At 62.1% G+C, this 23,515-nt stretch carries 24 protein-coding genes; 13 read left to right on the forward strand and 11 right to left on the reverse strand.

Annotated features, from left to right (window positions below; genetic code table 11):
- Positions 1 to 17: 17 nt before the first annotated feature.
- Positions 18 to 1,310: a cation:proton antiporter gene (locus tag FHS09_RS11815; protein WP_183460125.1), complete on the reverse strand. Its 1,293-nt coding sequence runs from the start codon at positions 1,308 to 1,310 to the stop codon at positions 18 to 20.
- Positions 1,311 to 1,449: 139 nt separating this feature from the next.
- The gene (locus FHS09_RS11820) at positions 1,450 to 2,319 is read right to left on the reverse strand and encodes a pirin family protein (RefSeq protein ID WP_183460127.1); all 870 of its coding nucleotides are present in this window, start codon (positions 2,317 to 2,319) and stop codon (positions 1,450 to 1,452) included.
- A gap of 112 nt (positions 2,320 to 2,431) precedes the next feature.
- Between FHS09_RS11820 and FHS09_RS11825 the strand changes: the two genes are divergently transcribed.
- The 5 genes from FHS09_RS11825 (at position 2,432) to gstA (ending at position 6,330) form a co-directional block, all read left to right on the forward strand.
- Positions 2,432 to 3,319, forward strand: coding sequence for a LysR family transcriptional regulator (locus tag FHS09_RS11825; RefSeq protein WP_183460129.1), 888 nt, complete (start codon positions 2,432 to 2,434; stop codon positions 3,317 to 3,319).
- A gap of 280 nt (positions 3,320 to 3,599) precedes the next feature.
- Entirely contained in the window at positions 3,600 to 4,001 is a 402-nt protein-coding gene (locus FHS09_RS11830) for a DoxX family protein (protein ID WP_183460131.1), read from the forward strand.
- Between the two features lie 66 nt (positions 4,002 to 4,067).
- Positions 4,068 to 5,039, forward strand: a complete 972-nt coding sequence (locus FHS09_RS11835; protein WP_183460133.1) for a glutathione S-transferase family protein — start codon at positions 4,068 to 4,070, stop codon at positions 5,037 to 5,039.
- A gap of 58 nt (positions 5,040 to 5,097) precedes the next feature.
- On the forward strand, positions 5,098 to 5,523 hold the full coding sequence (locus tag FHS09_RS11840) for a secondary thiamine-phosphate synthase enzyme YjbQ (protein ID WP_221191967.1): 426 nt from the start codon (positions 5,098 to 5,100) through the stop codon (positions 5,521 to 5,523).
- 198 nt (positions 5,524 to 5,721) lie between these two features.
- The gene (gstA, locus tag FHS09_RS11845; protein WP_183460135.1) at positions 5,722 to 6,330 is read left to right on the forward strand and encodes a glutathione transferase GstA; all 609 of its coding nucleotides are present in this window, start codon (positions 5,722 to 5,724) and stop codon (positions 6,328 to 6,330) included.
- A gap of 12 nt (positions 6,331 to 6,342) precedes the next feature.
- On the opposite strand, the gene FHS09_RS11850 is transcribed toward gstA, so the two are convergent.
- A complete protein-coding gene (locus tag FHS09_RS11850; RefSeq protein ID WP_183460137.1) occupies positions 6,343 to 7,575 on the reverse strand; it encodes a multidrug effflux MFS transporter in 1,233 nt (410 codons plus the stop codon).
- Positions 7,576 to 7,730: 155 nt separating this feature from the next.
- Positions 7,731 to 8,585, reverse strand: a complete 855-nt coding sequence (gene hexR / locus FHS09_RS11855; RefSeq protein WP_183460139.1) for a transcriptional regulator HexR — start codon at positions 8,583 to 8,585, stop codon at positions 7,731 to 7,733.
- Between the two features lie 350 nt (positions 8,586 to 8,935).
- Here hexR and uvrD point away from each other — a divergent pair, with 350 nt between their 5' ends.
- Both uvrD and FHS09_RS11865 read left to right on the forward strand, forming a co-directional pair.
- Positions 8,936 to 11,131, forward strand: coding sequence for a DNA helicase II (gene uvrD, locus FHS09_RS11860; protein WP_183460141.1), 2,196 nt, complete (start codon positions 8,936 to 8,938; stop codon positions 11,129 to 11,131).
- Between the two features lie 177 nt (positions 11,132 to 11,308).
- Positions 11,309 to 12,445 carry a TRAP transporter substrate-binding protein gene (locus FHS09_RS11865; RefSeq protein WP_183460143.1) on the forward strand — a complete coding sequence of 379 codons (1,137 nt, stop codon included), beginning with the start codon at positions 11,309 to 11,311 and terminating at the stop codon, positions 12,443 to 12,445.
- 66 nt (positions 12,446 to 12,511) lie between these two features.
- Here the strand turns inward: FHS09_RS11865 and FHS09_RS11870 are convergent, their stop codons facing one another.
- From FHS09_RS11870 to FHS09_RS11885, 4 genes are all read right to left on the reverse strand, one after another.
- Positions 12,512 to 12,754 carry a hypothetical protein gene (locus FHS09_RS11870; protein WP_183460145.1) on the reverse strand — a complete coding sequence of 81 codons (243 nt, stop codon included), beginning with the start codon at positions 12,752 to 12,754 and terminating at the stop codon, positions 12,512 to 12,514.
- Positions 12,755 to 12,782: 28 nt separating this feature from the next.
- The gene (locus FHS09_RS11875) at positions 12,783 to 13,172 is read right to left on the reverse strand and encodes an acyl-CoA thioesterase (protein WP_183460147.1); all 390 of its coding nucleotides are present in this window, start codon (positions 13,170 to 13,172) and stop codon (positions 12,783 to 12,785) included.
- A 145-nt stretch (positions 13,173 to 13,317) separates the two neighbouring features.
- Positions 13,318 to 14,673 (reverse strand): TRAP transporter large permease subunit, encoded by a 1,356-nt coding sequence (locus tag FHS09_RS11880; RefSeq protein WP_183460149.1) that lies wholly within the window; start codon positions 14,671 to 14,673, stop codon positions 13,318 to 13,320.
- Complete coding sequence (locus FHS09_RS11885; RefSeq protein WP_183460151.1) at positions 14,670 to 15,242, reverse strand: TRAP transporter small permease subunit; 573 nt, start codon at positions 15,240 to 15,242, stop codon at positions 14,670 to 14,672. The genes FHS09_RS11880 and FHS09_RS11885 overlap by 4 nt, the downstream gene beginning before the upstream one ends.
- A 186-nt stretch (positions 15,243 to 15,428) precedes the next feature.
- Between FHS09_RS11885 and FHS09_RS11890 the strand changes: the two genes are divergently transcribed.
- The 6 genes from FHS09_RS11890 to FHS09_RS11915 all read left to right on the forward strand — a co-directional run bounded on the left by FHS09_RS11890 (position 15,429) and on the right by FHS09_RS11915 (position 21,389).
- Positions 15,429 to 16,499 carry a PstS family phosphate ABC transporter substrate-binding protein gene (locus FHS09_RS11890; protein WP_183460153.1) on the forward strand — a complete coding sequence of 357 codons (1,071 nt, stop codon included), beginning with the start codon at positions 15,429 to 15,431 and terminating at the stop codon, positions 16,497 to 16,499.
- Between the two features lie 207 nt (positions 16,500 to 16,706).
- Entirely contained in the window at positions 16,707 to 18,086 is a 1,380-nt protein-coding gene (gene pstC / locus FHS09_RS11895) for a phosphate ABC transporter permease subunit PstC (protein WP_183460155.1), read from the forward strand.
- Positions 18,079 to 19,365 (forward strand): phosphate ABC transporter permease PstA, encoded by a 1,287-nt coding sequence (pstA, locus tag FHS09_RS11900; protein WP_183460157.1) that lies wholly within the window; start codon positions 18,079 to 18,081, stop codon positions 19,363 to 19,365. The genes pstC and pstA overlap by 8 nt, the downstream gene beginning before the upstream one ends.
- Before the next feature lie 164 nt (positions 19,366 to 19,529).
- Positions 19,530 to 20,270 (forward strand): phosphate ABC transporter ATP-binding protein PstB, encoded by a 741-nt coding sequence (pstB, locus tag FHS09_RS11905; RefSeq protein WP_246394944.1) that lies wholly within the window; start codon positions 19,530 to 19,532, stop codon positions 20,268 to 20,270.
- A 25-nt stretch (positions 20,271 to 20,295) separates the two neighbouring features.
- Positions 20,296 to 20,997 (forward strand): phosphate signaling complex protein PhoU, encoded by a 702-nt coding sequence (phoU, locus tag FHS09_RS11910; RefSeq protein ID WP_183460161.1) that lies wholly within the window; start codon positions 20,296 to 20,298, stop codon positions 20,995 to 20,997.
- Between the two features lie 53 nt (positions 20,998 to 21,050).
- Entirely contained in the window at positions 21,051 to 21,389 is a 339-nt protein-coding gene (locus FHS09_RS11915) for an antibiotic biosynthesis monooxygenase family protein (RefSeq protein ID WP_183460163.1), read from the forward strand.
- Between the two features lie 87 nt (positions 21,390 to 21,476).
- Here FHS09_RS11915 and FHS09_RS11920 read toward each other — a convergent pair whose 3' ends face one another.
- The 3 genes from FHS09_RS11920 to FHS09_RS11930 form a co-directional block, all read right to left on the reverse strand.
- Complete coding sequence (locus FHS09_RS11920) at positions 21,477 to 22,625, reverse strand: phospholipase effector Tle1 domain-containing protein (protein ID WP_183460165.1); 1,149 nt, start codon at positions 22,623 to 22,625, stop codon at positions 21,477 to 21,479.
- A 202-nt stretch (positions 22,626 to 22,827) separates the two neighbouring features.
- Complete coding sequence (locus FHS09_RS11925) at positions 22,828 to 23,262, reverse strand: PIN domain-containing protein (protein WP_183460167.1); 435 nt, start codon at positions 23,260 to 23,262, stop codon at positions 22,828 to 22,830.
- Complete coding sequence (locus tag FHS09_RS11930; RefSeq protein WP_183460169.1) at positions 23,259 to 23,480, reverse strand: AbrB/MazE/SpoVT family DNA-binding domain-containing protein; 222 nt, start codon at positions 23,478 to 23,480, stop codon at positions 23,259 to 23,261. The genes FHS09_RS11925 and FHS09_RS11930 overlap by 4 nt, the downstream gene beginning before the upstream one ends.
- Positions 23,481 to 23,515: the final 35 nt, after the last annotated feature.

Genomic DNA, 23,515 nt, shown 5'->3' on the forward strand with positions numbered 1-23,515 from the left:
CGATTGTTGTTTGTGTGTTATTCGGGGGCGGCGCCGGCCCGCTCCGGCTCGGCGATGTCGCGGCTGCGCCGGATCAGTGGCGCAATGGTGGAGCCCTGCACCACGATGGAGAAGAGTACCACGCCGTAGGTCATCACTACCCACAGGTGGCGCAGGTCCTGGTCCTGGATGGTGATATGGCCGGCGGGAATGGACATCGCCAGGGCCAGCGCCAGGCCGCCGCGCAGGCCGCCCCAGATCAGGATGCGCTCGCTGTAGGGATGGTACCGGCGGTGAATCTTCAGGAATGTAAAGGGGACGGTTACTGCCAGGGTCCGTGCCAGCAGCACTATGACGATGGCGGCGGCGATCAGCAGGTAGTCGAAGGCGCGCAGGTTGATGGTGATCAGGAACAGCCCCACCAGCAGGAACAGCAGGCCGTTCATAAAGTCCTCGGTGGTGCTCCAGAAGTTGTCCAGCTCGTGCTGGCTCACCCGGGAAAATCCCTGCTCGCGGGTGAAGTTGCCGATAATGATGCCGCTCACCACCATCGCCAGGGCGCCGGACACACCGAGAACATTGGACAGGGAAAAGCCCGCGGTGGGGATCACCAGGGTCAGCAGCAGCTCCAGGCTGTGGTCGTCGGTGGAGCAGATCAGCCAGTGGAACAGGCCGCCGATGGCCAGTCCCAGCGCCACCCCGCCGAGCACCTCCACCGCAAACAGCTCTGCCACTGCCGGCAATGTGGGCTGGCCGCCCTGGAATGCCACCGCGAAGATCACCGTGAAAATCACCAGGCCGAAGCCGTCGTTGAACAGGGACTCCCCCTCCACCTGAATGGCGATCTGCTCCGGGGCCTTGAGGCTCTTGATAATCGCCAGCACGGCGATGGGGTCGGTGGGGGAGATGAGCGCGCCGAACAGCAGACAGTAGACGAAGGCCACAGGCATGCCTACAAACTGCAGGAACCAGTAGAGCAGCACACCCACGGCAAAGGTGGAGATCAACGTGCCCACCACCGCCAGCAGAGTGATCTCCAGTTTCTGGTTGCGCAGCTCCAGCAAGTCGATATGCAGGCTGCCGGCGAACAGCAGGAAGCCGAGCATGCCCTTGAGCAGCAGGTCCTGCAGGTTCAGCAGCGGCAGCAACTGATCGGCCCAGTCGCGCAGCTCCACCAGGTCCAGCTTACCCAGCAGGATTACCACCAGCGACAGGCCCAGGGCCCCCGCGGTGATGGCGATGGTGGTCTGCGCACGCAGCACATACTGGTTGAGGAAGCCCAGGAGCACCGAGATGGCCGCGAGGAAACAAAAGGTGTAATAGACTTCCATATCGCGCGTACGGGCTCACTTCTCGGGGGTTGCTGGGATGCCGGACTATCTCTGTAGGAGCGGGCCATGCCCGCGATCGGCGGTGGTTTTAACAAAAACCGATCGCGGGCATGGCCCGCTTTCCTACAAGTGAAGGCGGTCAGTCGGTGAGTGTGCCGTTATTGTAGTCGCGCAGCGCCTGTTCGATTTCCTCACGGCTGTTCATCACGAAGGGGCCGTAGTGGGCGATGGGTTCGCGCAGGGGCAGGCCGTGCAGGCACAGCAGGCCGGCTCCCTGGTCTTGGGCGCGCAATTGTAGCGATTCGCCGGCGCCGTACAACAGCATATTGCCCCGCGGAATGGCGCCGCGTTCAGTGACCAGCGCACCGCGATAGACGAACACCAGCGCGCTGTGCTCCGCCGGTAGCGGCAGCTCCACCTCGGCGTCCTCCGCCAGACGGATATCCGCCACTGCCGCCTCGGCCGCCGCGTCCGTCAGCGGCGCGGATTTGTCCTCGCCATCGATCGTCCACCTGCCGGCGATCAGGCGAATCTGTGAGCCCTGCCCGTCCAGCGGCAGTTCCGGAATCTCCGCCGCCTGGATATCCCGCCAAGTGGGTTTATTCATTTTGTCCGCCGCGGCCATATTGATCCACAGCTGGAAGCCGTGCATTCCGCCCTCTCCCGCCGCCGGCATCTCCGAGTGCACAATGCCGCGCCCGGCGCGCATCCACTGGGCGCCGCCGGTGGATACGGCGCCGCGGTTACCCAGGTGATCACGGTGCTCGAATTCGCCGTTCAGCATATAGGTGAGGGTCTCGATGCCCCGGTGCGGGTGCGGGGGGAAGCCGGCGATATAGTCGTCGGCGTTGTCCGAGCGGATCTCGTCCAGCATCAGAAAAGGGCTGAAGTCCGGGCTCTGGAAGCCGGCCACGCGCTGGATTTTCACCCCTGCGCCGTCGGCGGAAGCCTGGCTGGCGACGCCCCGCAGTAGCGGGCGGGCACCGGGTCTGAGCGTAAAGTCTTGCATAAATACCTCCGGTTTGATGCCAGTATATGCCGCCTTATTCGATAAAAAATGGCAAATACTCGCATCTTATGTTCGAATAAATCGGTTAATAAAGCGTGAATAGAGAATCCCTATGGCCAAGGTAACCCTCGAGCAGTGGCGCATGTTCCAGTCGGTGGTGGAGCACGGCGGCTTCTCCCAGGCCGCGCAGGCGGTGCACAAGAGCCAGTCATCCATCAACCATGCGGTGCACAAGCTGCAGGAGAGCCTGGGGGTGGCGCTGCTGGAGGTGCGCGGGCGCAAGGCGGAGCTGACCGACGCCGGGCGCATCCTGCTGGCCCGCGCCGGCGGCCTGCTCAACGAGGCGGAGGCCCTGGAGGCGGTGGCCGACAGCCTGGCCGGCGGCGAGGAAGCGGTGCTCACCCTGGCGGTGGACGTGATCTTCGATTACGAGTGCCTGCTGGGTGCCGTGGAGCGCTTCGCCGAGCAGTTTCCCCACACCCGCCTGGAATTGCGCGAAACGGTGCTGTCCGGGGCCGAGGAGCTGCTGCTCCAGCAACAGACGGACTTTATCCTATCCGCGCGGGTGCCCCAGGGGTTTGTCGGCGAACCGGTGGCCCGGGTGCGCTTCCTGCCGGTGGCCCACCCGCAACATTCCCTGCATCATCTGGGCCGTCCGGTGGCGCGCAAGGACCTGAAAAGTTGCCGGCAGATAGTGATCCGCGATTCGGCGGTTAAAAATCGCCAGGATGCCGGCTGGTTGGGTTCCGACCAGCGCATTACGGTCACCAACGTACAGACCTCCATCGACCTGATCGAGCGCGGCCTCGGCTTCGCCTGGCTGCCGGAGACGCGTATCCGCGATTCACTGTCTGCGGACCGGCTGCTGCCACTGTCCACCGAGGAGCCCTGGGAGCGCAGTGTCACCGTCTATCTGGTGTACGCCGACGCCGACAAATGCGGCCCCGCCGCCGGCTACCTGATCGATGTGCTGCGGCAGGGCCTGGGGTCGATGGATTAGGCCCCTATTCCATTGGCAGCGGCCGCTTGCCGATAGTCGACGGCCTAAGCTCTCCATTTCTATGCGCCCGCGAAAGCGGGCGCGTCCTCCGGGCCAGGCAGTGGGCCACCAAAGGCGGAGCATAGAAAAGATGGCCGGAGTCAAATTTCTTGTTCTGAAGAGGAAATCTATTAAATCGAAAGTTTTCCGCGAATTTTTGCGGTTTTTTCAGTAAAAAATAGAACTAGACTGACGGCAGTTGCGCTATTACTTATTGACTGATCTCACTGAGGATTCAGCAATGACTGAAGGAAATTTCTGCGATTGGAGCAAACTGCTCGGCCGCGCAATGATGGCGGTAATGTTTGTCCTCGCCGGTTGGGGCAAGATCGGCGGATACGCGGACACCCAGGCCTACATGGAATCTGCCGGTGTCCCGGGTGCACTGCTTCCCCTGGTGATCCTGGTGGAGCTGGGCGGCGGCCTGGCGGTACTGCTCGGCTTCTTCACCCGCTGGGCGGCCCTGCTGCTGGCGCTGTTCACCCTGGCCACCGCCGCGATGTTCCACTATGTGCCCGACGACCAGATGCAGATGATCAACTTCATGAAAAACATCAGTATTGCCGGCGGCTTCATTATCCTGGCCTGCGTCGGTGGCGGCAGGCTCAGCCTGGATCACATCTTCAGGCGCAAGAATAAATAGCGATCCGTGCGCGCGGGCGGAAACCCGCGCGCTTCCCATGAACAATCCATTCACGAGGAGATAGCCTTGGGTTTACTGGTGAAAGGCCAGTGGCTTGACCGTTGGTACGATACGGAAAAAAGCCACGGCGAATTCGTGCGCGAGGCCGCGCAGCTGCGCAACTGGATCACTGCGGATGGCAGTGCCGGTCCCAGCGGCGAGGGCGGTTTTCCGGCGGAAAAGGATCGCTACCACCTCTATGTCTCCCTCGCCTGCCCCTGGGCGCACCGCACGCTGATCTTCCGCAAACTGAAAGGGCTTGAAGACATCATCGGCGTGTCGGTGGTGAGCCCCTATATGCTCGAGCACGGCTGGACCTTCGATACCGATGAAGGCAGCAGCGGCGACGCCCTCTACGACTCCGACTACCTGCATCAGCTGTATACCAGGAACCGCAGCGATTACAGCGGCCGGGTTACCGTGCCGCTGCTGTGGGACAAACAGCGCGAGCGCGTGGTCAGCAACGAGTCGTCGGAAATCATCCGCATGTTCAACAGTGCCTTTAATGGGCTCACCGGCAATGACGACGATTACTACCCGCGGGAACTGCGCGGTGATATCGATGCAACCAACGGCATCGTCTACGAAAATGTAAACAACGGCGTCTATCGTGCTGGCTTTGCCACTACCCAGGAAGCCTATGAGCACGCGTACGAACGGCTGTTCAGCACATTGGAGCAACTGGAACAGCGGCTGGGAAACAATCGCTATCTGGCTGGCGACCGGATCACCGAGGCGGACTGGCGCCTGTTCACCACCCTGATCCGCTTCGACGCCGTCTACCACGGCCACTTCAAGTGCAACAAGCAGTGCCTGGCGGACTATGAAAACCTCTGGGGCTACCTGCGCGAGCTGTACCAGTGGCCCGGCGTCGCCGGCACGGTGGATTTTTACCATATCAAAACCCACTACTACGGCAGTCACGGCAATATCAATCCCACCGGCGTAGTGCCCAGGGGGCCGGAGCTGGACTATTCGGCTCCCCACCATCGCGGTTGATACGATAGGCTGGGCCGGGCGCGCCAGCGCCTCGGCCCACCGATCAACCGAGGGGGCAATGAGAATGAAATCCCACCGCAAGGAACTCTGGTTCAACACCAAAAAACGCACCGAATTTATCAACATCACCCCACAGGTAGAGGAGGCCCTGGGTGAGAGCGGCATCCGCGAAGGCCTGTGCCTGGTCAATGCGATGCATATCTCCGCCTCGGTGTTTGTCAACGACGATGAACCCGGCCTGCACCGCGACTTCGAAAAATTCCTCGACGGGCTGGTGCCCTACGGCCCCATCGACCAGTACCGCCACAACGACACCGGCGAGGACAACGCCGACTCCCATATCAAGCGCCAGCTGTTCGGTCGCGAAGTGGTGATTGCGGTCACCGGCGGCGAGCTGGATTTCGGGCCCTGGGAGCAGATCTTTTACGGCGAGTTTGACGGCAGGCGCAGGAAGCGCGTGCTGGTAAAAATTATCGGCGATTGAGCGCAAGCATCACCTGCGCGATCCTCTATGGGTGCGCCTTGCGCACCTTTATATCTCCTCGATAAATATGCGAAAAGCACACGCAGCAGTACAGCCGCCATTCCTATCCGGATTTCCTACCCGCAGTGATTCCCCAATTTTTAGCGCTGGGCAAGCGCCTATACTCAAGCGCAGCCACCACTGAAAAGGAGTATTGCAATGAACCTCTATTACGCCCCTGGCGCTTGTTCTCTCTCCCCCCATATCGTTGCCCGCGAGGCCGGGTTGGATATCGACTTGTGCAAGGTGGACTTGAAGAGCCACATGTTGGAGAGCGGCGCCGACTTCACCGAGATCAACCCAAAGGGGTATGTCCCCACCCTGCAACTGGAAGGCGGTGAAGTGCTCACCGAGGGGCCGACGATCGTGCAGTTTATGGCCGAACAGAAGCCCGACGCCGGCTTGTTGCCGGAGAGCGGCAGCCTGGACCGCTACCGGGTTCAGGAGTGGCTGAATTTTATCTCCACGGAACTGCACAAGGCCTTCGCGCCGTTATTTTCGGATGCGAGCGATGGAGAAAAAGAGGAAGCCAAAAAGCGTATCGGTAAGCGTTTCGACTATGTGGAGAGCCGGCTGGAGGGAAAATACCTGGTGGGAGACCGGTTTACCGTCGCCGATGCCTATTTGTTCACTATCGCCAACTGGCTGGATCAACACAACATTGATACCTCGCGCTGGCCCAAGCTTCAGGCTTACCAGAAACGGGTGGCCGAGCGCCCACCGGTACGGGAGGCGCTGCGCGAAGAGGGGTTGCTGGAGGAAAAATAAAACAGCTTCCGGTTACCCGGGCGGCTCGATGGGCTCCCGTGCCCGCGCCACAAACACCACTGCCAGCAGCGCCACTGTGGCACAGGCCAGCATGGAGCCCGCGATGGGCACCAGGGTGCCGGTATGCAACCCGTTCACTATGCCGCCGAGCAGGCCGCCGGTAATGAAAATGGTAGCGCCGTAAAGGGCGTTGGCGCTGCCGCTGATTTTTGGGAAAAACTCCAGAAAGCATGCTGTGGCGTTGGGACCGGTGATGCCGATGCAGGCGATCACTATCACCAGCGGTACCATCCACAGGAGGATTTCCTTCACCCCGGTCATGGTGCCCAGCAGCAGCAGGCCGCAGCCCAGCCCCTGCAATATAATTCCCACCAGCAGGATATTGCGCGGCTCGAAAAAGTTCAGGAGGCGGATATTCACCTGCACCATGCAGATCAATCCCAGTACGCAGGTGCCGAAATAAATTGGAAAGTGGCTCGCTGGCACTTCGAAAAACTCCATGAATACGAAGGGCGCGGTGGTGATATAGATAAACATGGAGCCGCTGACACAGGACTGCGCGGCGAGAAACCCCAACGCCCGCCGGTTGCGCAGCACTTGGCCGTAGTTGCGCACCAGCGAACTCTTCGAGGTACGCTGGCGCCGCGCGCGGGAAAAGCGCGAAACCGTCTCCGGCAGCAGGAAGCGCACCAGTACCAGCATGGCGGCACCGTACAGCATCAGGAAAATAAAGATGCTCTGCCAGCCGGCGGCGGTCAGCAGCAGCGAGCCGATCACCGGGGCAATCAGCGGCGCCACCAGCATCATGGTGCTGATCATGGAAATAATCTTCGCCGCCTCGCGTCCCTGATAGAGATCGCGCACGATTGCCGCGCAGATCACCGTGGCGAAGCCGCCGCCGATGGCTTGCAGGAAACGCAGGATAATCAGGTGATCCACGTGGCTGGCAAACAGCACCATCAACGAGGTGGCGATATATACCAGCAGGCCGATGGTGCCGACCAAACGCCGGCCCCAGCGATCCGACAGGGGCCCGCCGAGCAGCTGGCCGATGGCGAAGCCGAGCAGGAAACTGGATACCGAGTGTTGTACCCGTGCAACGGCGGTGCCCAGGGCGTCCGCCATGGCCGGGATCGCCGGCAGGTAGCTGTCGATGGAAAAGGGCGTCAGTGCCACCAGCGCCGCCAGCCACACCGCCAGCCAGCGTGGCGGGGTCTTGTCGGCGGACATGGAAATCGGCGGCATAGGTATCGGCTCGGGTACAGCGGTGAAAGTTCTCCGGCGGGGAGCCGGCAGCGGCGTCGGACTTTTGGAGAGAAGTCTTGCGGGGGTGCCATGGTAGCGGCGCGCCCCGCGTTTCGCCAGCGGCCGCTCCCACCGGCAGAAACATCTTCAAGCGCTCAGGGTTTGTCTTCCCTCAGGCTGTACAGCCCCTTCTTTAGCTTGAGCAAATGCTCCTGCAACTGCGGCCCCTTGCGCTGGGCCACGCCGATGGCGAGCACATCGATCACAACCAGGTGGGCGATGCGTGAGGAGAGCGGGGTGTAGATCTCGATATCCTCTTCCACGTCCACCTCCAGCGGAATGGTTGCCTCCCGGGCCACCGGCGAACCGCTCGGCGCCAGGCCGATCACGGTGCCGCCCTGCTCCTTGACCATTTTCATGGAGTGCAGCAGCGCCTTGGTGCGCCCGCTCTGGGAGATGGCCACCACCACGTCGCCGGGCTCCATGGACATGGCGGACATGTTCTGCATGTGGTGATCGGAGTGGGCCGCGGTGGCCAGTTGCAGGCGGAAAAATTTGTGCTGTGCGTCCGCGGCCACCGCGCCGGAGGCACCGAAGCCGAAGAATTCGACCCGCTTTGCGGCGGCGATAACGGTGACTGCCGCCTCCAGCGCGCGGGCGTCTATCTTGTCGCGTACATTGAGCAGGGTGTCCACCGTGGAGTCGAACACCTTGCGCTTGTACTCGGCGATGGTGTCGGTGTCGGTCACTGCGATCTGGCCGAAGCTGGGGCTGGAGGCCAGCTGCTGGGCCAGGTTCAGCTTGAACTCCTGGAAGCCGGAACATCCCACCGCGCGGCAGAAGCGCACCACCGTCGGCTCGCTCACCTGGGCCTCGGTGGCCAGGTCGACGATGCGCATATGGATGATCTCGTCCGGATTGGCGAGGATATACTCTGCCACCTTGCGCTCCGATTTGCGCATGGATGACAGCTGTTCGCTGATTTTCTGCGTGACTTCCGCCGGTTTCACGGGACTTCCTTTATATATTCGGATTGGCAGTTTAGCCGCAAGCCCCGATGCTGGCGAGTGGTTCTAGCCGAGGCGATGGTGGCGGTTCTACTGCCGGGGGCGGTTTGCGGGACACGGGCTAGGCGCCCCCCTAAATACTCCCTGTAGGTCTAATCGGCATCCCTGCCTTATTAAAGGTCCCGGAAACCGCCCCCGGCAGCAGAACCTTCTCATAGGGGACCGGTCATTCTGTCCTGCTCTCGAGTGCGTTTAGAAGGGAGCAAAGCGGGCCCAGTGAGCGTGCTCATCAAAGATACGGACCTGTTTATTTAGCCAGTTTAAGAGGCCCCGGCTCTGGTACAATCCCCGCCATGGACGTATCGCAGATTCTAGACCCCCTCAACGACGCCCAGCGCGAGGCCGTGGCTGCGCCCCCCGGTAACCAACTGGTACTGGCCGGCGCCGGCTCCGGCAAGACCCGCGTGCTGGTGCACCGCATCGCCTGGCTGATGCAGGTGGAGGGGGCCTCCCCCTACTCCATCCTCTCGGTCACCTTTACCAACAAGGCCGCCCGCGAGATGCGCGGGCGCATCGAGGAGCTGCTGGGGGTAAACACCTTTGGCATGTGGGTGGGCACCTTCCACGGTCTGGCCCACCGGCTGCTCAAGGCCCACTGGAAAGAGGCCAACCTGCCGCAGAACTTCCAGATTCTCGACTCCGACGACCAGCTGCGCCTGATCAAGCGGGTGCAGAACGACCTGCAGCTGGATGAATCCAAGTGGTCGCCGCGGGAGACCCAGTGGTGGATCGGCTCGCAGAAGGACGAGGGCCTGCGCCCGCACTACATCAATGCCGGCGGCGATCCCTGGCTGCAGACCATGGTGCGCATCTATTTCGCCTACGAGGAGGCCTGCCAGCGCGGCGGCCTCGTCGATTTCGGCGAGCTGCTGCTGCGGGCCCACGAGCTGTGGCTGAACAACGACAGCGTGCTGGCCCACTATCGCCGCCGCTTCCCGCATATCCTGGTGGACGAGTTCCAGGACACCAACACCATCCAATACGCCTGGCTGCGCCTGCTCGCCGGTGACCAGTGCCATATCACCGCGGTGGGTGACGACGACCAGTCCATCTACGGCTGGCGCGGGGCCAAAATCGAGAATATCCAGCACTTCGCCCGGGATATGCACGACGTGCAGATGGTGCGGCTGGAGCAGAACTACCGCTCCACCGCCACCATCCTCAACGCCGCCAACGCGGTGATCGCGAACAACGCCGGGCGCCTGGGCAAGGAGCTGTGGACCAATGGCGAGGAAGGCGAACCCCTCGCGGTCTACGCCGCCTACAACGAACAGGACGAAGCGCGCTTTATCGTCGACCGCATCGGCGAATGGGTGCGCGACGGCAACCGCCGCGACAGCGTGGCCATCCTCTACCGCTCCAACGCCCAGTCGCGGGTACTGGAGGAGGCCCTGCTGCGCGAGCAGGTACCCTACCGCATCTACGGCGGTCAGCGCTTCTACGAGCGCATGGAGATCAAGAATGCCCTCTCCTATATGCGCCTGATCGCCAGCCGCGACGACGACACTGCCTTCGAGCGGGTGGTGAATACCCCCACCCGCGGCATAGGTGCGCGCAGCGTCGAGGCGGTGCGGTCTTATGCCCGCGAGCACGGCAGTTCCCTCTGGAAAGCTGCGACGCAGATGATCGAGCAGCGCGTATTGTCCGCGCGCGCCGGCAATGCATTGCAGAGCTTTCTCAACCTGGTGGAGCAACTGGCCGCGGATGCCGAAGACAAACTGCTGGATGCGATCGCCGAGGATGTGATCGAGCGCAGCGGCCTGCTGGAATTCCACGGCAAGGAAAAGGGTGAAAAAGGCCAGACCCGGGTGGAGAACCTGCAGGAACTGGTCAGCGCCTGCCGTGCCTTCGATGGCATCGACGTGCCCGAAGGCGAAGAGGAGCCGCCGCTGCTCAACCAGTTCCTGGACAGCGCTGCACTGGATGCCGGCGAGGGCCAGGCGGACGAGTTCGAGGACGCGGTACAGCTGATGACCCTGCACTCCGCCAAAGGCCTCGAGTTCCCGCTGGTGTTTATGGCCGGGGTGGAGGAAAACCTCTTCCCGCACAAGATGTCCGCCCAGGAGCCCGGGCGCATGGAGGAGGAGCGACGCCTCTGCTATGTGGGCATCACCCGCGCGATGCAGAAGCTGTACATCACCTATGCGGAAAACCGCCGTCTGTTCGGCAACGAGACCTACAACAGCCCGTCGCGCTTTATCGCCGAGATTCCGCCGGAGCTGGTACACGAAGTGCGCCTGAAAACCGAGATCTCCCGCCCCTTGTTCAACCCAAACTACGGCAAGATCGGCAACCTGTCCGACCCCGCGCCGGACTTCGACGACCTGCCCCCGCTGGCCCTCGGTGGCCGCGTGGAGCACCCCAAATTCGGCGAGGGCACCGTAATACAGTTCGAAGGCAACGGCCCCCGCGCCCGGGTACAGGTCAACTTCGACGACGCCGGCAGTAAGTGGCTGGTGGTGGCCATGGCCAAACTCCAACCGCTCTAACCCCGGGACCGCGGAGCTGTTTATTGGCGCTGAAGGCTCCAGCTCCGCAAACGGGCCGCGGGCCCGCCTGTAGGAGCGGCCGTTGGCCGCGATCGGTAATTCTTACGAAGTCCGATCGCGGCCAACGGCCGGTCCTACAAATGCAAAAACGCACAAAGCAGTGAACAATAAAAACCGATGAAAAAAATCAACTGGTACCCCCCCATCATCCTCGGCCTGCTCGCCCTGCTGGTCATCACCTTCGGCGCCCTGGTCGCCTCCCGAGCCTCCCTGGGCCCCACGCAGCATTTCTCCGAGGACGGCAGTCGCGAAACCTTCGAGTGGAAACTCGTCACCACCTGGCCGAAGAACTTCCCCGGCCTCGGCAGTGCACCGGAGCGTTTCGCGAAAAAAGTTGAAGCCATGTCCGCCGGGCGCCTGAAGATCAAGGTCTATGGCGCTGGGGAGCTGGTGCCGGCGATGGGGGTGTTCGGCGCGGTATCCGATGGCGCCGCGCAGATGGGCCACGGCGCGGCCTATTACTGGAAGGGAAAAATCCCGGCCGCACAATTTTTTACCGCCGTGCCCTTCGGCCTCAATGCCCAGGAGATGAACGGCTGGCTGCACCACGGCGGCGGCCTGGAACTGTGGGAGGAAATCTACGCGCCCTTCGACCTGATTCCCATGGCCGGCGGCTCCACCGGCGTGCAGATGGCCGGCTGGTTCAACAAGCAGATCAATTCCGTGGAGGATCTCAAGGGCCTCAAGATGCGCATTCCCGGCATCGGCGGTGAGGTGCTGAACCGCGCCGGCGGCACCGCCGTCACCATCCCCGGCGGCGAGCTGTACACCGCACTGCAGACCGGCGTTATCGATGCCACCGAGTGGGTGGGCCCCTTCAACGACCTGGCCTTCGGTTTCCACCAGATTGCCGATTACTACTACTACCCCGGCTGGCACGAACCCGGCTCCATCCTGGAATTTATCGTCAACAAGACCGCATTCGAAAAACTTCCGCCGGACTTGCAGGAAATCGTGCGCACCGCCGCCCGCGACGCCAACCAGGATATGCTCGACGAGTACACCGCGCGCAACAACCGCGCGTTGAAGGAACTGGTGGAGAAGCATGGCGTACGACTCAAGCGCCTGCCCGCGGAGGTGATCGCGCACCTGCAGAAAATCAACGACCAGATCATGGAAGAAACCGCGGCGAGGGACCCGCAGTTCGCCCGGGTGTACAAGGCGTTCAAGGAGTTTGAGCGGGAGGTAATTCCCTATCACCAGATCAGCGAGGAGGCCTACTACCAGGCGCGGGCGCTGAAAGATAGTGAATAACTGTGGAGAGTCGGACAAGTCTGCAGATGTATCTCCGGGTTGAACCGCGAAGCGATAGCTGTTTCGCTATTCAAAATCGCAGACACTCTCTTCGTAATTGTACTGCCCACCCGAATCCAGGCAGGCGTCCACCTGCCAGAGCAATACAAAATGCATCCACACCAGCAGCAGTGCGCCCAGGACCAGGAACGCGACGCCGGACAGGATCGCTTTGCGGCTCCAGCGCAGGCGGCCGAGAATCATCAGTAACACCCCGCTGGGAATCAACAGGACACCGGCCAGGTTCAGGATTTGTTGCACCATCCCCATGGGTATAGCACCCGCCGGGTGATGGTTACTATGGCAGTGGCCTGGTATGGCCGCGGTCGTCGATGGCCACGAATACAAACTCGCCTTCGGTGACCTTTACCTGCTCACCGGTATGTACCCGGGTCAGCCAGACTTCCACCATGGTGCGGATCGAGGAGCGGCCCACTTCGATGGCCTCCGCGTAGCAGCTGACGGTGGAGCCCACAGGCACCGGGCGCAGGAACACCATGCTGCCCACCGCGACGGTGGTGACCCGGCCGCGAGCGATGCTCTGGGCGAGAATGGCGCCGGCCAGGTCCATTTGTGACATCAGCCAGCCGGCAAAAACGTCCCCCTGGGGGTTGGTGTCGCGGGGCATGGTCTGGGTTTGCAGGGTCAGGGTGCCGGTGGGTTGCGGTTCTTCATCGAGTGCGGACATCGACTGCTCACGTTGTTAGATTTATTGGGTTCCGCCGATTTGCGGGTGGCGCATTATAGCACAATTTGACTATCAAATAGCCAGCCAGGGTAGTGGGACACCCCTCGGATTCCGAAGATCTCCAAGGCTAAGGGGTGCTCGCCCCCTATGACAAGTATCCCGGCAGCCAGGTCGCCAGCGCCGGCCAAATTGCCAGCAGGCACAGTACCAGCAGTTGAATGGCGATAAACGGCATCACGCCCCGGTAGATGGCCGCGGTGGCCACCGATTCCGGCGCCACTCCGCGCAGATAGAAGAGCGCGAAGCCAAACGGCGGGGTGAGGAAGGAGGTCTGCAGGTTGATGGCGATCATAATGCCCAGCCACACCGGGTCCACGCCCATGGCCAGCAGTACCGGGCCGACGATGGGCACCACCACGAAGGTGATCTCGATAAAGTCGAGGATAAAGCCCAGCAGGAAGATCGCCAGCATTACCAGCAGGGTCGCGCCGATCACGCCACCGGGCAGGTTGGTGAAGAAGCCGGTGACCAGCTCCTCGCCGTTATAGCCGCGGAACACCAGCGAGAACAACGAGGCACCGATCAGGATGGCGAACACCATCGCGGTCACCTGCAGGGTGCTGCGTCCCACCTCCCCGGCCCGCTGCCACTTGAGCGCGCCGCGGCTATAGGCCAGCAGCCCCGCCCCCAGGGCGCCCACCGCGGCGGCTTCGGTGGGCGTGGCGATGCCGGTGATGATTGAACCCAGCACCAACAGCATCAGCGCAATGGGAGGCAGCAGGCTCATCAGGGTTTGCGAGAGGTTCACCTGGCCACCGTCGCCGGTATCCGCCGGCTGGTGGCGGGCCACAAACAGCAGGTAGATGATATAGGCCGTCACCAGCAGCAGCCCGGGAATGATAGCCCCCACGAACAGGTCGCCCACGCTCACCGGCTGCGGGTTGAAAATACCCGCGGACAGCTGCGCCCGCTGGTAGGCATTGGACAGTGTGTCCCCCAGCAGCACCAGGGCGATGGACGGCGGAATAATCTGGCCCAGGGTGCCGGTGGCACAGATGGTGCCGCTGGCCAGGGTCGGCGAGTAGCCGCGCTTGAGCATGGTGGGCAGGGACATCAGCCCCATGGTCACCACCGTGGCGCCGACGATGCCGGTGCTGGCGGCCAGCAGCGCGCCCACCACCACCACCGAGACCGCCATGCCCGCGGGCACCCGGGAAAACACCCGGGCCAGATTCACCAGCAGCTCCTCGGCGATCCGCGCCCGCTCCAGCATCACGCCCATCAATACGAACAGCGGCACCGCCATCAGGGTGCCGTTCTGCATGATGCCGTAGAGGCGGTCGGGGAAGGCGCGCAGCAGCTCCGGGTCGAATGCGCCGGCGACGATACCCAGGCCCGCCGCCAGCAGCGCGGTGCCGCCCAGGGTAAAGGCCACCGGGTAACCGAACATTAGCAGACCGCACACGGCGAGAAACATCAGCAGGGGAACCAGCTCGATCACACGCCTATCTCCTCTGCCGCCGAGGGCGTAGCCGCCGGTGCCCGGGGAGTGAGCGTTGCGCCTTCCACCTCCATCAGCCGCGCCAGCGCCCGCGCCAGTTCCGCGAGCCCCTGCAGCGCCAGGGTTGCCGCCGCCAGCGGGATCAGGCTCTTGAGCAGGAATACCCCGGGCAGGCCGCCGGCACTGGAGCTCGTTTCGCGTACCGCCCAGCTGGCGGCGGCGAAATGCCAGCTGCCGATGGCGATAAAGGCGCACAGTGGCAGCAGGAATACCAGGGTACCCACCGCATCCACCCAGGCCCGGCGACGCGGGCTCATGCGGCGGTAGAAGACATCCACCCGCACGTGGGCGCCGGTGTAGAGGGCGTAGGCCAGGCCGAGCATAAAGACGGCGCCGTGCAGGTAGACCACCGAGTCCTGCAGGGCCACTGAACCGCCGTTGAGGCCGTAACGCAGCAGCACCACCGCACTCTGCAGCAGTACCATCGCCAGGGTGAACCAGCCGAGCAGGCCGCCGGTGGCGCGCGCCAGGTGATCCAGGCCGCGGGCACCGCGAAGCAACGGGGACATGGGAGAATTTCTCATCGCATCTTATTGTTCTGTCGAGGGCTCAAGCCTACCGTGTAGACGCTATTGGCGCCAGGGATAGGGGCAGAGAAGGTCTGTAACCATTTTGTCATTTTTCATTCATAGAATCGTCACCCGAAATTCATAGCATCGCCGCGTGAAACAAAACCGAGAACACTGGAGTTCCCCATGAACAAGCGCCCCGCGAGTAAGAAATTAGTGGCCTCGGCCCTGGCGGCCCTGACGATTGCCGCTTCCCAGGCGGCCCTGGCGGCCCGCGATCATATCAGCATCGTCGGCTCTTCCACTGTATATCCTTTTACCACCACTGTGGCCGAGCGCTTCAGCCGCGCCACCCAGTTCAAGACCCCGGTGGTGGAATCCACCGGCACCGGTGGCGGCATGAAGCTGTTCTGCCAGGGTGTGGGTGAGAATACCGCGGATATCACCGGCGCCTCCCGCCGCATCAAGCAGTCCGAGCTGGACATGTGCAACGAAAACGGCGTGGACGTTGTGGAGGTGCAGATCGGCTACGACGGCATCGTGCTGGCCAACGCCAAGAGCGCCGAGCCCTTCGAGCTGAGCCGCCGCGACATTTTCCTGGCCCTGGCCAAGGATGTCCCCAACCCAGACGGCTCCAAGACCCTGGTGCCCAACCCCTACAGAACCTGGAAAGACGTGAACCCGGCCCTGCCCGCGCACAAGATCGAAGTGCTGGGCCCGCCCCCAACTTCCGGTACCCGAGACGCCTTCGCCGAGCTGGCGATGGAAGGTGGCTGCAAGTCCTTCGACTGGATCGCCGCCAAGAAGAAAGAAGACAAGAGCGCCTACAAGGCCATCTGTCACAACGTGCGCGAAGACGGCGCCTATGTGGAAGCGGGTGAGAACGACAACCTGATCGTAAACAAGCTGGTGGCCAACCCCAACGCCCTGGGTATCTTCGGCTTCAGCTTCCTCGACCAGAATGCCGACAAGGTGCAGGGTTCCCTGATCGAGGGCCGGGAGCCGACTTTCGACTCCATCGCCGACCAGAGCTACCCGGTCTCCCGCCCGCTGTTCATCTATGCGAAGAAAGCGCACGTGAACGTGGTGCCGGGGGTCAAGCAGTTCCTGGCCGAGTTCACCAGCGAACGCGCCTGGGGCGACGACGGTTACCTGGCCGACAAGGGCATGATCCCGCTGCCCGCGGCCAAGCGCCAGCAGGTAGTGGCGGACGTGCGCAAGCTGAGCGCGCTGACCGACCTCGCCGCAAAGAAATAAATTCTGTTTCCAGTCCGGTAAACGGAATTGTCAGCCAGGCCCCGGGGCCTGGCTTTTCATTCGGGCCATCCATGGCCCTCACCCTGTGGGCAGCCTTCGGTTGTGCAAAACGGCAGTCCTGCCGTTTTGTTCTTTGTGACGGCGCCATGCAATCGTCGTAAAAAGCCCGGATAATGCCCGCGAAGAATTTGAAAGCACGGTAGATCGATGCAAACCCCCACCCTGTTCGCCCTGTTGTTACTGCTGGTCCTGGTGGCCTACGGTACCGGTTTCAGCCGCGCGCTTGCGGCTGCGCGCAGCAGAGGCGGCGTGCGCAACCTGGCTTCGCTGCCGAGTTACTACGGTCTGCACACCGCGCTCTGGTGCGGCCTGCCGGCACTGTTGTTGTTGGGCGCCTGGCTGGCTTTCGACAACGCGATCATCCGTGCGATGGTGATGAACAGTATTCCCGACAGGCCGGAGACCGCCGCCGGGCGGAACCTGCTCTACGTGCAGATCCAGAATCTCGCCGCCGGCAACCTGTTCGGCGAGACCACACCGGAACTGCAGGCCGCGGCGGATCGCCTGAACAGTTTGCGCAGCGGCGCGAGCCTGCTGCAGGCGGCGCTGACCCTGATACTGGCGCTGGGCCTGGGGGCCTTCGCCCTGCTGCGTTTTTCCCCCGAACTGCGCGCGCGGGAAAAAGTGGAAAAGGTATTGCGCGCGGTACTGCTCGCCTGCGCCTGTGCCGCCATCTTAACTACCGTGGGCATTCTGCTCTCGGTACTGTTCGAATCCCTGCGTTTTTTCCAGACGGTGCCGGTTACCGAATTCCTGTTCGGTCTGCACTGGAGCCCGCAGATGGCCCTACGCGCCGACCAGGTGGGCTCCAGCGGCGCTTTCGGCGCAGTGCCGCTGTTCACCGGCACCCTGATGGTCTCCGCCATCGCCATGTTTGTGGCGGTGCCGGTGGGCCTGATGTCCGCCATCTATCTCGCCGAGTACGCCAGCAAGCGGGTGCGCGCCCTGGCCAAGCCGCTGCTGGAAATCCTCGCCGGCGTGCCCACGGTGGTGTACGGCTTCTTCGCCGCGCTCACGGTCGCGCCTTTTATCCGTGACCTGGCCACCTCCGTCGGCGTGCAGGCCTCCAGCGAGAGTGCGCTGGCCGCCGGGCTGGTGATGGGCATCATGATTATTCCGTTCGTATCCTCGCTGTCCGACGACGTGATCAACGCGGTGCCCCAGTCCCTGCGCGATGGTGCGCTCGGCCTGGGCTCCACCCGTTCGGAAACCGTGCGCAAGGTAGTGATTCCCGCGGCGCTGCCGGGCATCGTCGGCGGCGTGCTGCTGGCGGTGTCCCGCGCAATCGGCGAGACCATGATCGTGGTGATGGCCGCGGGGCTGGCTGCCAACCTGACCGCGAATCCGCTGGAGTCGGTAACCACGGTGACCGTGCAGATCGTCACCCTGCTGGTGGGGGACCAGGAGTTCGACAGCCCGAAAACCCTGGCCGCCTTTGCCCTTGGCCTGATGCTGTTTTTATCCACCCTGGTGCTGAACTTTATCGCCCTGCACGTCGTGAAAAAATATCGGGAACAGTATGACTGATCTGTCTCAAGCACAGGTGCGCGAGCGCATCGAGCGGCGCCTCACCAGCCGCCACCGCAAGGAAAAACTCTTCCGCGGCCTGGGCATCGCCAGCATTGCCTTCGGCGTGCTCGCGGTGGTGGTGCTGTTTACCGATATCATTTCCAAGGGCAGCGGCGCCTTCGTGCAGAGTGCCATCGAGCTGCGCGTGCACTACGACGAGCAGGTGCTCGGCATCGACAAGGTGGACGACGAAAGCCTGGCCTGGGCCAACTTCGACGGCGTGATTCGTCAGGCGCTGCTGCAGCGTTTCCCCGAGGTGAGCGGGCGCAAGGAGAAACGCGAACTCTACTCACTGGTCTCCACCGGTGCACCCTTTACCCTGCGCGACCGCCTCAAGGCCGACCCCGAATTGCTGGGCCAGAGCGAAACCCTGTGGCTGGCCGCCGACGACGACGTGGACACCTTCGTCAAGAGCCTGGACGATTCCAAAAACGGCTTCCGCGGCCGCACCTCGGACCAGAAGGCCGGCTGGATCCAGCAGTTGATGGAAAGCGGCGAGCTGAAGAAACGCTTCAACACCACTTTCTTTACCAACGGCGATTCCCGCGAGCCGGAACAGGCGGGTATTCGCGCGGCGCTGGTGGGCTCCCTGCTCACCCTGCTGGTGACATTGCTGCTGTCCTTCCCCATCGGCGTGTCCGCGGCGATTTATCTCGAGGAGTACGCGCCGAAAAATCGCTGGACCGACCTGATTGAGGTGAATATCAACAACCTCGCCGCGGTGCCGTCCATTGTCTTCGGCCTGCTGGGCCTGGCGATCTTTATCAATTTTTTCGAGCTGCCGCGTTCCGCGCCTTTGGTCGGTGGCCTGGTGCTGACGCTGATGACCCTGCCGACGATTATTATCACCAGCCGCGCCTCGCTCAAGTCGGTGCCGCCGTCGATCCGCGAGGCGGCCATGGGCATGGGTGCATCGCGCATGCAGGTGGTATTTCACCATGTGCTGCCGCTGGCGCTGCCCGGCATGCTCACCGGCGCGATTATCGGCATGGCCCAGGCCCTGGGCGAGACGGCGCCGCTGCTGATGATCGGTATGGTGGCGTTTATCGTCGACGTGCCCGGGGGCATTACCGATCCGGCCACGGTGCTGCCGGTACAGATCTACCTCTGGGCGGACAGCCCCGAGCGTGCCTTTGTCGAGCGCACCTCGGCGGCCATCATGGTGTTGCTCGCCGTGCTGATCGCCATGAACACCAGCGCGGTCTGGCTGCGCAAAAAACTCGAGCGCCGCTGGTAGCGGCCGACAAACGGGATTATCTTCCGATGACTACAATGACCCTGGACGCAGCCGGCCAAACCGGAGCCGCGCAACCCAAAACGGTAGAACGAGAGACAGTGGATACCCAGAGAAAGGTAACCGAAACCGTCGGCCGACCGCTGTGCGACAACGCCAAGCTGCGCATGCGCAATGTCAATGTCTTCTACGGCGAGGCCCAGGCGATTCACAATGTGAGCCTGGATATCGGCCGCAACGAAGTGGTGGCGATGATCGGACCCTCCGGCTGCGGCAAGTCCACATTCCTGCGCTGCCTCAACCGCATGAACGACACCATCGAAGGGTGCCGCGTCGAGGGCGAACTCACCCTCGACGGCGAACCCATCTACGGCCCCAAAGTCGACGTGGTGCCGCTGCGTGCACGGGTGGGCATGGTGTTCCAGAAGCCGAATCCCTTCCCGAAAAGCATCTACGACAACGTCGCCTACGGCCCCAAGATCCACGGCATCGCCAGCCGCCGCGCGGAACTGGACGAGATCGTCGAGAACAGCCTGCGCCGCGCCGGCCTGTGGAACGAGGTGAAGGACCGTTTGGACAAGCCCGGCACCGGCCTCTCCGGCGGCCAGCAGCAGCGTCTGTGTATCGCCCGCGCCATCGCCGTGAGCCCGGAGGTGATCCTGATGGACGAGCCCTGCTCCGCCCTGGACCCCATCGCCACCGCGCGCATCGAAGAACTGATCGACGAGCTGCGGGAGAACTACACTATCGCCATCGTCACCCACTCCATGCAGCAGGCCGCGCGGGTCAGCCAGCGCACCGCCTATTTCCATTTGGGACACTTGGTGGAGGTGAACGATACCGAAATGGTGTTTACCAACCCGCAACACGAATTGACCGAGGCCTATATCACCGGCCGTTTCGGCTGAGGCAACCAACTCCCTGAGAACCACTATGGACATGCATTTCGACCAACACATCTCCCGCCAATTCAACGAGGACCTGGAAAGCATCAAGACCGAGATGCTGGAAATGGGCGGCATGGTAGCGCGCCAGGTGGCCGACGCAGTGGATTCACTGGCCAACGCCGACAGCGAACTGGCGGAAAAGGTGCTGCACATCGAAGAGGAAATCGACAAGCGCGAAATGGCCCTGGACGAGCACGCCACGCTGATTATCGCCAAGCGCCAGCCCGCCGCCTCCGACCTGCGCATGGTGATGTCGGTGATCCGCATCGCCCGCGACCTGGAGCGGGTCGGCGACGAGGCCAGCAAGATCGCCAAGATGGCCATCGCACTCACCGACGAGGGGTCCGCGCCACGCGGTTACACCGAGATCCGCCATATCGCCAGCGCCGTGCGCAAGATGCTCAACGATTCCCTCGACGCCTACACCCGTTTCGATGTGAAATCCGCGATGGACACCCTCGCGGAAGACGAGCAGGTGGACATGGACTACCGCACCGCGGTGCGCGAGCTGATCACCTACATGATGGAAGATCCGCGCAGTATCTCGCGGGTGATCAATGTCCTCTGGACCCTGCGCTCCCTGGAGCGCATCGGCGACCACGCCAAGAACATCTGCGAGCAGGTGGTCTACCTGGTGGAGGGTGCCGATATCCGCCACGGCCACGAGGACAAGCTGAAGAAAGCGTAACCCCGGGAGTGCGGAGCTCCAGCTCCGCTTGCGGGCCGGAGGCCCGCTCTCAAATGAAATACATCTTCGAAGTCCACATTAAAGAAGGCCACACCGCCGAGGAATACGCCGAGGTCTGGGTGCGCGCCTCCGAGCTGATCCAGCGGGCCCCCGGCGCCAGGGGCACCGAGCTGCGCCGGAAAATCGGCGACCCCAACACCCTGATCGCCATCGCCAGCTGGAACAGCAAGGCCGAGAGAGATGCCATGGAGAGCAGGCACAACCCGGAGATCGACGAGATTATCCGCAGCGCCGCCCCTTTCGTGGAAGTCCGCCCCCTGGGCGAATTCGAGGAGCCCGAGTGGGTGGTGGAGCCCCCCGATACTAAGTTGGAGGGACCAGCGGATAGTTAACGGAGTACCCCTGGGAACGCCGAGCTCCAGCTCGGCTTGCGGGCCATCGGCCCGCCCCGTTGCAGCACTCTGATTCCGTAAATAACGCTACTCCACAATCTCATAACTCCCCTTCAACGCCGCCAGGTTATCCGGCAAATACAAAATAGGCGTCAACTTCACAAAGGTGCTGGTGGACTCCACCAGATGCAGTTTCTCGCACTCCTTCAGATCCACCACGGACTTGTGAACCCTGGGTTTGATTGCGGACTTCTCCCCGTCCCTGGAAACGTAGACATCTCGAAGGTACTTCTTGAACCCCTCGCCGTGGTAGTGCAGATGTATCCGGTCGTTGATCAGGTCTATCTGCGTATGCCTGTCCAGTTCCGTCTGGTCGAACTGCACCGGATTGCCGGGAAAATACTCCCGCAGGCGCTTCACCATAAAGTTCAGGGAGATTTTTCCCAGTTCATTCAGCCGGTACCCGCCGCCTACGTCCGAGTGCACGCCGGGGAACCAGACTTCCTCCACCTTTTCATCGCAATTGCACAGGGTGGGCACGAAGGGCTCGCGGCTCTCGTCCAGGCTGACACAGTGCACCACCCGCCGGACGTTCTCCGCCACTCGGAGGTTGCGGAACAGGTTGAGTTTCTGCAGCTTGATAAATCCCAGGTTCACCGGCACGCCGAAGGCGCCCACGGTGTCGAAGATGCCCAGAAACTGGACGTCCACCGCTTCGTCATCGGGTACGCCATCGTCGTAGCGCAGGAAATACTCCTCGAGAATCCCGTCGTTGTCGTTCTTCTCGAACGTGGCCATAAGTCGGGAAAGAATGCCGTATTTGTGGATTTTCGCCGCCAATAGCCGCGCGCAGGCGGCGCCGCGGCTGAATCCGAAAATGCTGATGGAATCCCCGGGGGCGTAGTGATCCACCAGTTGTACATAGGCGTGGTCGCGGATGCGCTTTTCCCCGGCGCCGAAGGCACCTTCGTAGAAGGTGCCCAGGGCGCCGTTGTCCTCGTCGTTGCCCACACCGCGGAAATACAACGCCACTTGGTTATCGCCCTCGATGCGGTGGGGAATGTCGTCTTCGTACAGCCTGCCGGCGATGGAGCGAAACATCCGGTAGATGTTGGTGGTTATTCCGTCGCCGTCCTTGCCGTCCTCGTCGTTCCATGTACCGTCGAGGAAGATCAGGATATGCTTGGGGCTGGCGGAGGCGGGTTTTTTACTGAATTCCTTTGTATAGCTTGTCATTTTTATATCCTTTGGTTTTTCAGAGGTTCCTTGGCTTCCAGCCGCAAGAGCTTTTCTGTTGTCGATCAACGCCTGCGACAACAATAATCCCCAGCATCAGGAACCGTCCGAAAAACAGACTTCCCCTGCGGCTGGACAACTGGAGACTAAAGACGGGAAAGAAAAAAGACGGCCCTGGGACTCAGCACCACCGATTATCTTTTTAGGGTTTTCTGGTGCCGGGCAGTACTTGTGCCGCCGTATCAAAGGTAAATACTCCGGAAAGCCGTTCGCCGCAATCCCGCGCATAGGATTGCGCCTTGTTGACAATCAGGGCATCGGGAAAGTCCGCCAGCTTTCTTTTGCCGCCACTTTTTACCGATCTGGCCTTGCGGTAATCGCACAGGGCGCGCCATACCGTCTGGCCGTCTTCGAAATGGATATTGGGTTCTTCAAAAAGGGCGTTGATCACTCGGATTATGGCGTCCCTGTCGAGTTTATATTTCTTGCCTTTGAGGGTCCAAATGGTTTCCGCCAGCACTACATCGGTTACCAGGACCGATTGCGAGCCGTTGATCAATGTGGAGGCCTTCCTGCTCTGGGTTTCGTCGTCAGCGAGCAGGTAGCGTAGCAATATATTGGTGTCTACCGCGATCACGAGGCGAGGCCGCTCTCCAGGGAGGCCTCATCGCTGATCCGGGAATCGATTTTCCGCCCGGACAGAATGCCTTTTGCCGCACCGGCCTTTTTCTTCACGATGGTTATATGGCCCTCGTTGTCCACATAGCTTTCGAACTCGTCCCCCGGGCCTATGCCCGCCAGGCGGCACTGTTCGATCGGCAGGGTGATTTGCCTTTTGGCGCTGACTTTTGGCATGGGATCTCTCTTTGCGGATCACTATTTGGTAAAGG

The sequence above is a fragment of the Microbulbifer rhizosphaerae genome (genome assembly GCF_014191725.1).
GTDB classification, from domain to species: Bacteria; Pseudomonadota; Gammaproteobacteria; order Pseudomonadales; family Cellvibrionaceae; genus Microbulbifer; species Microbulbifer rhizosphaerae.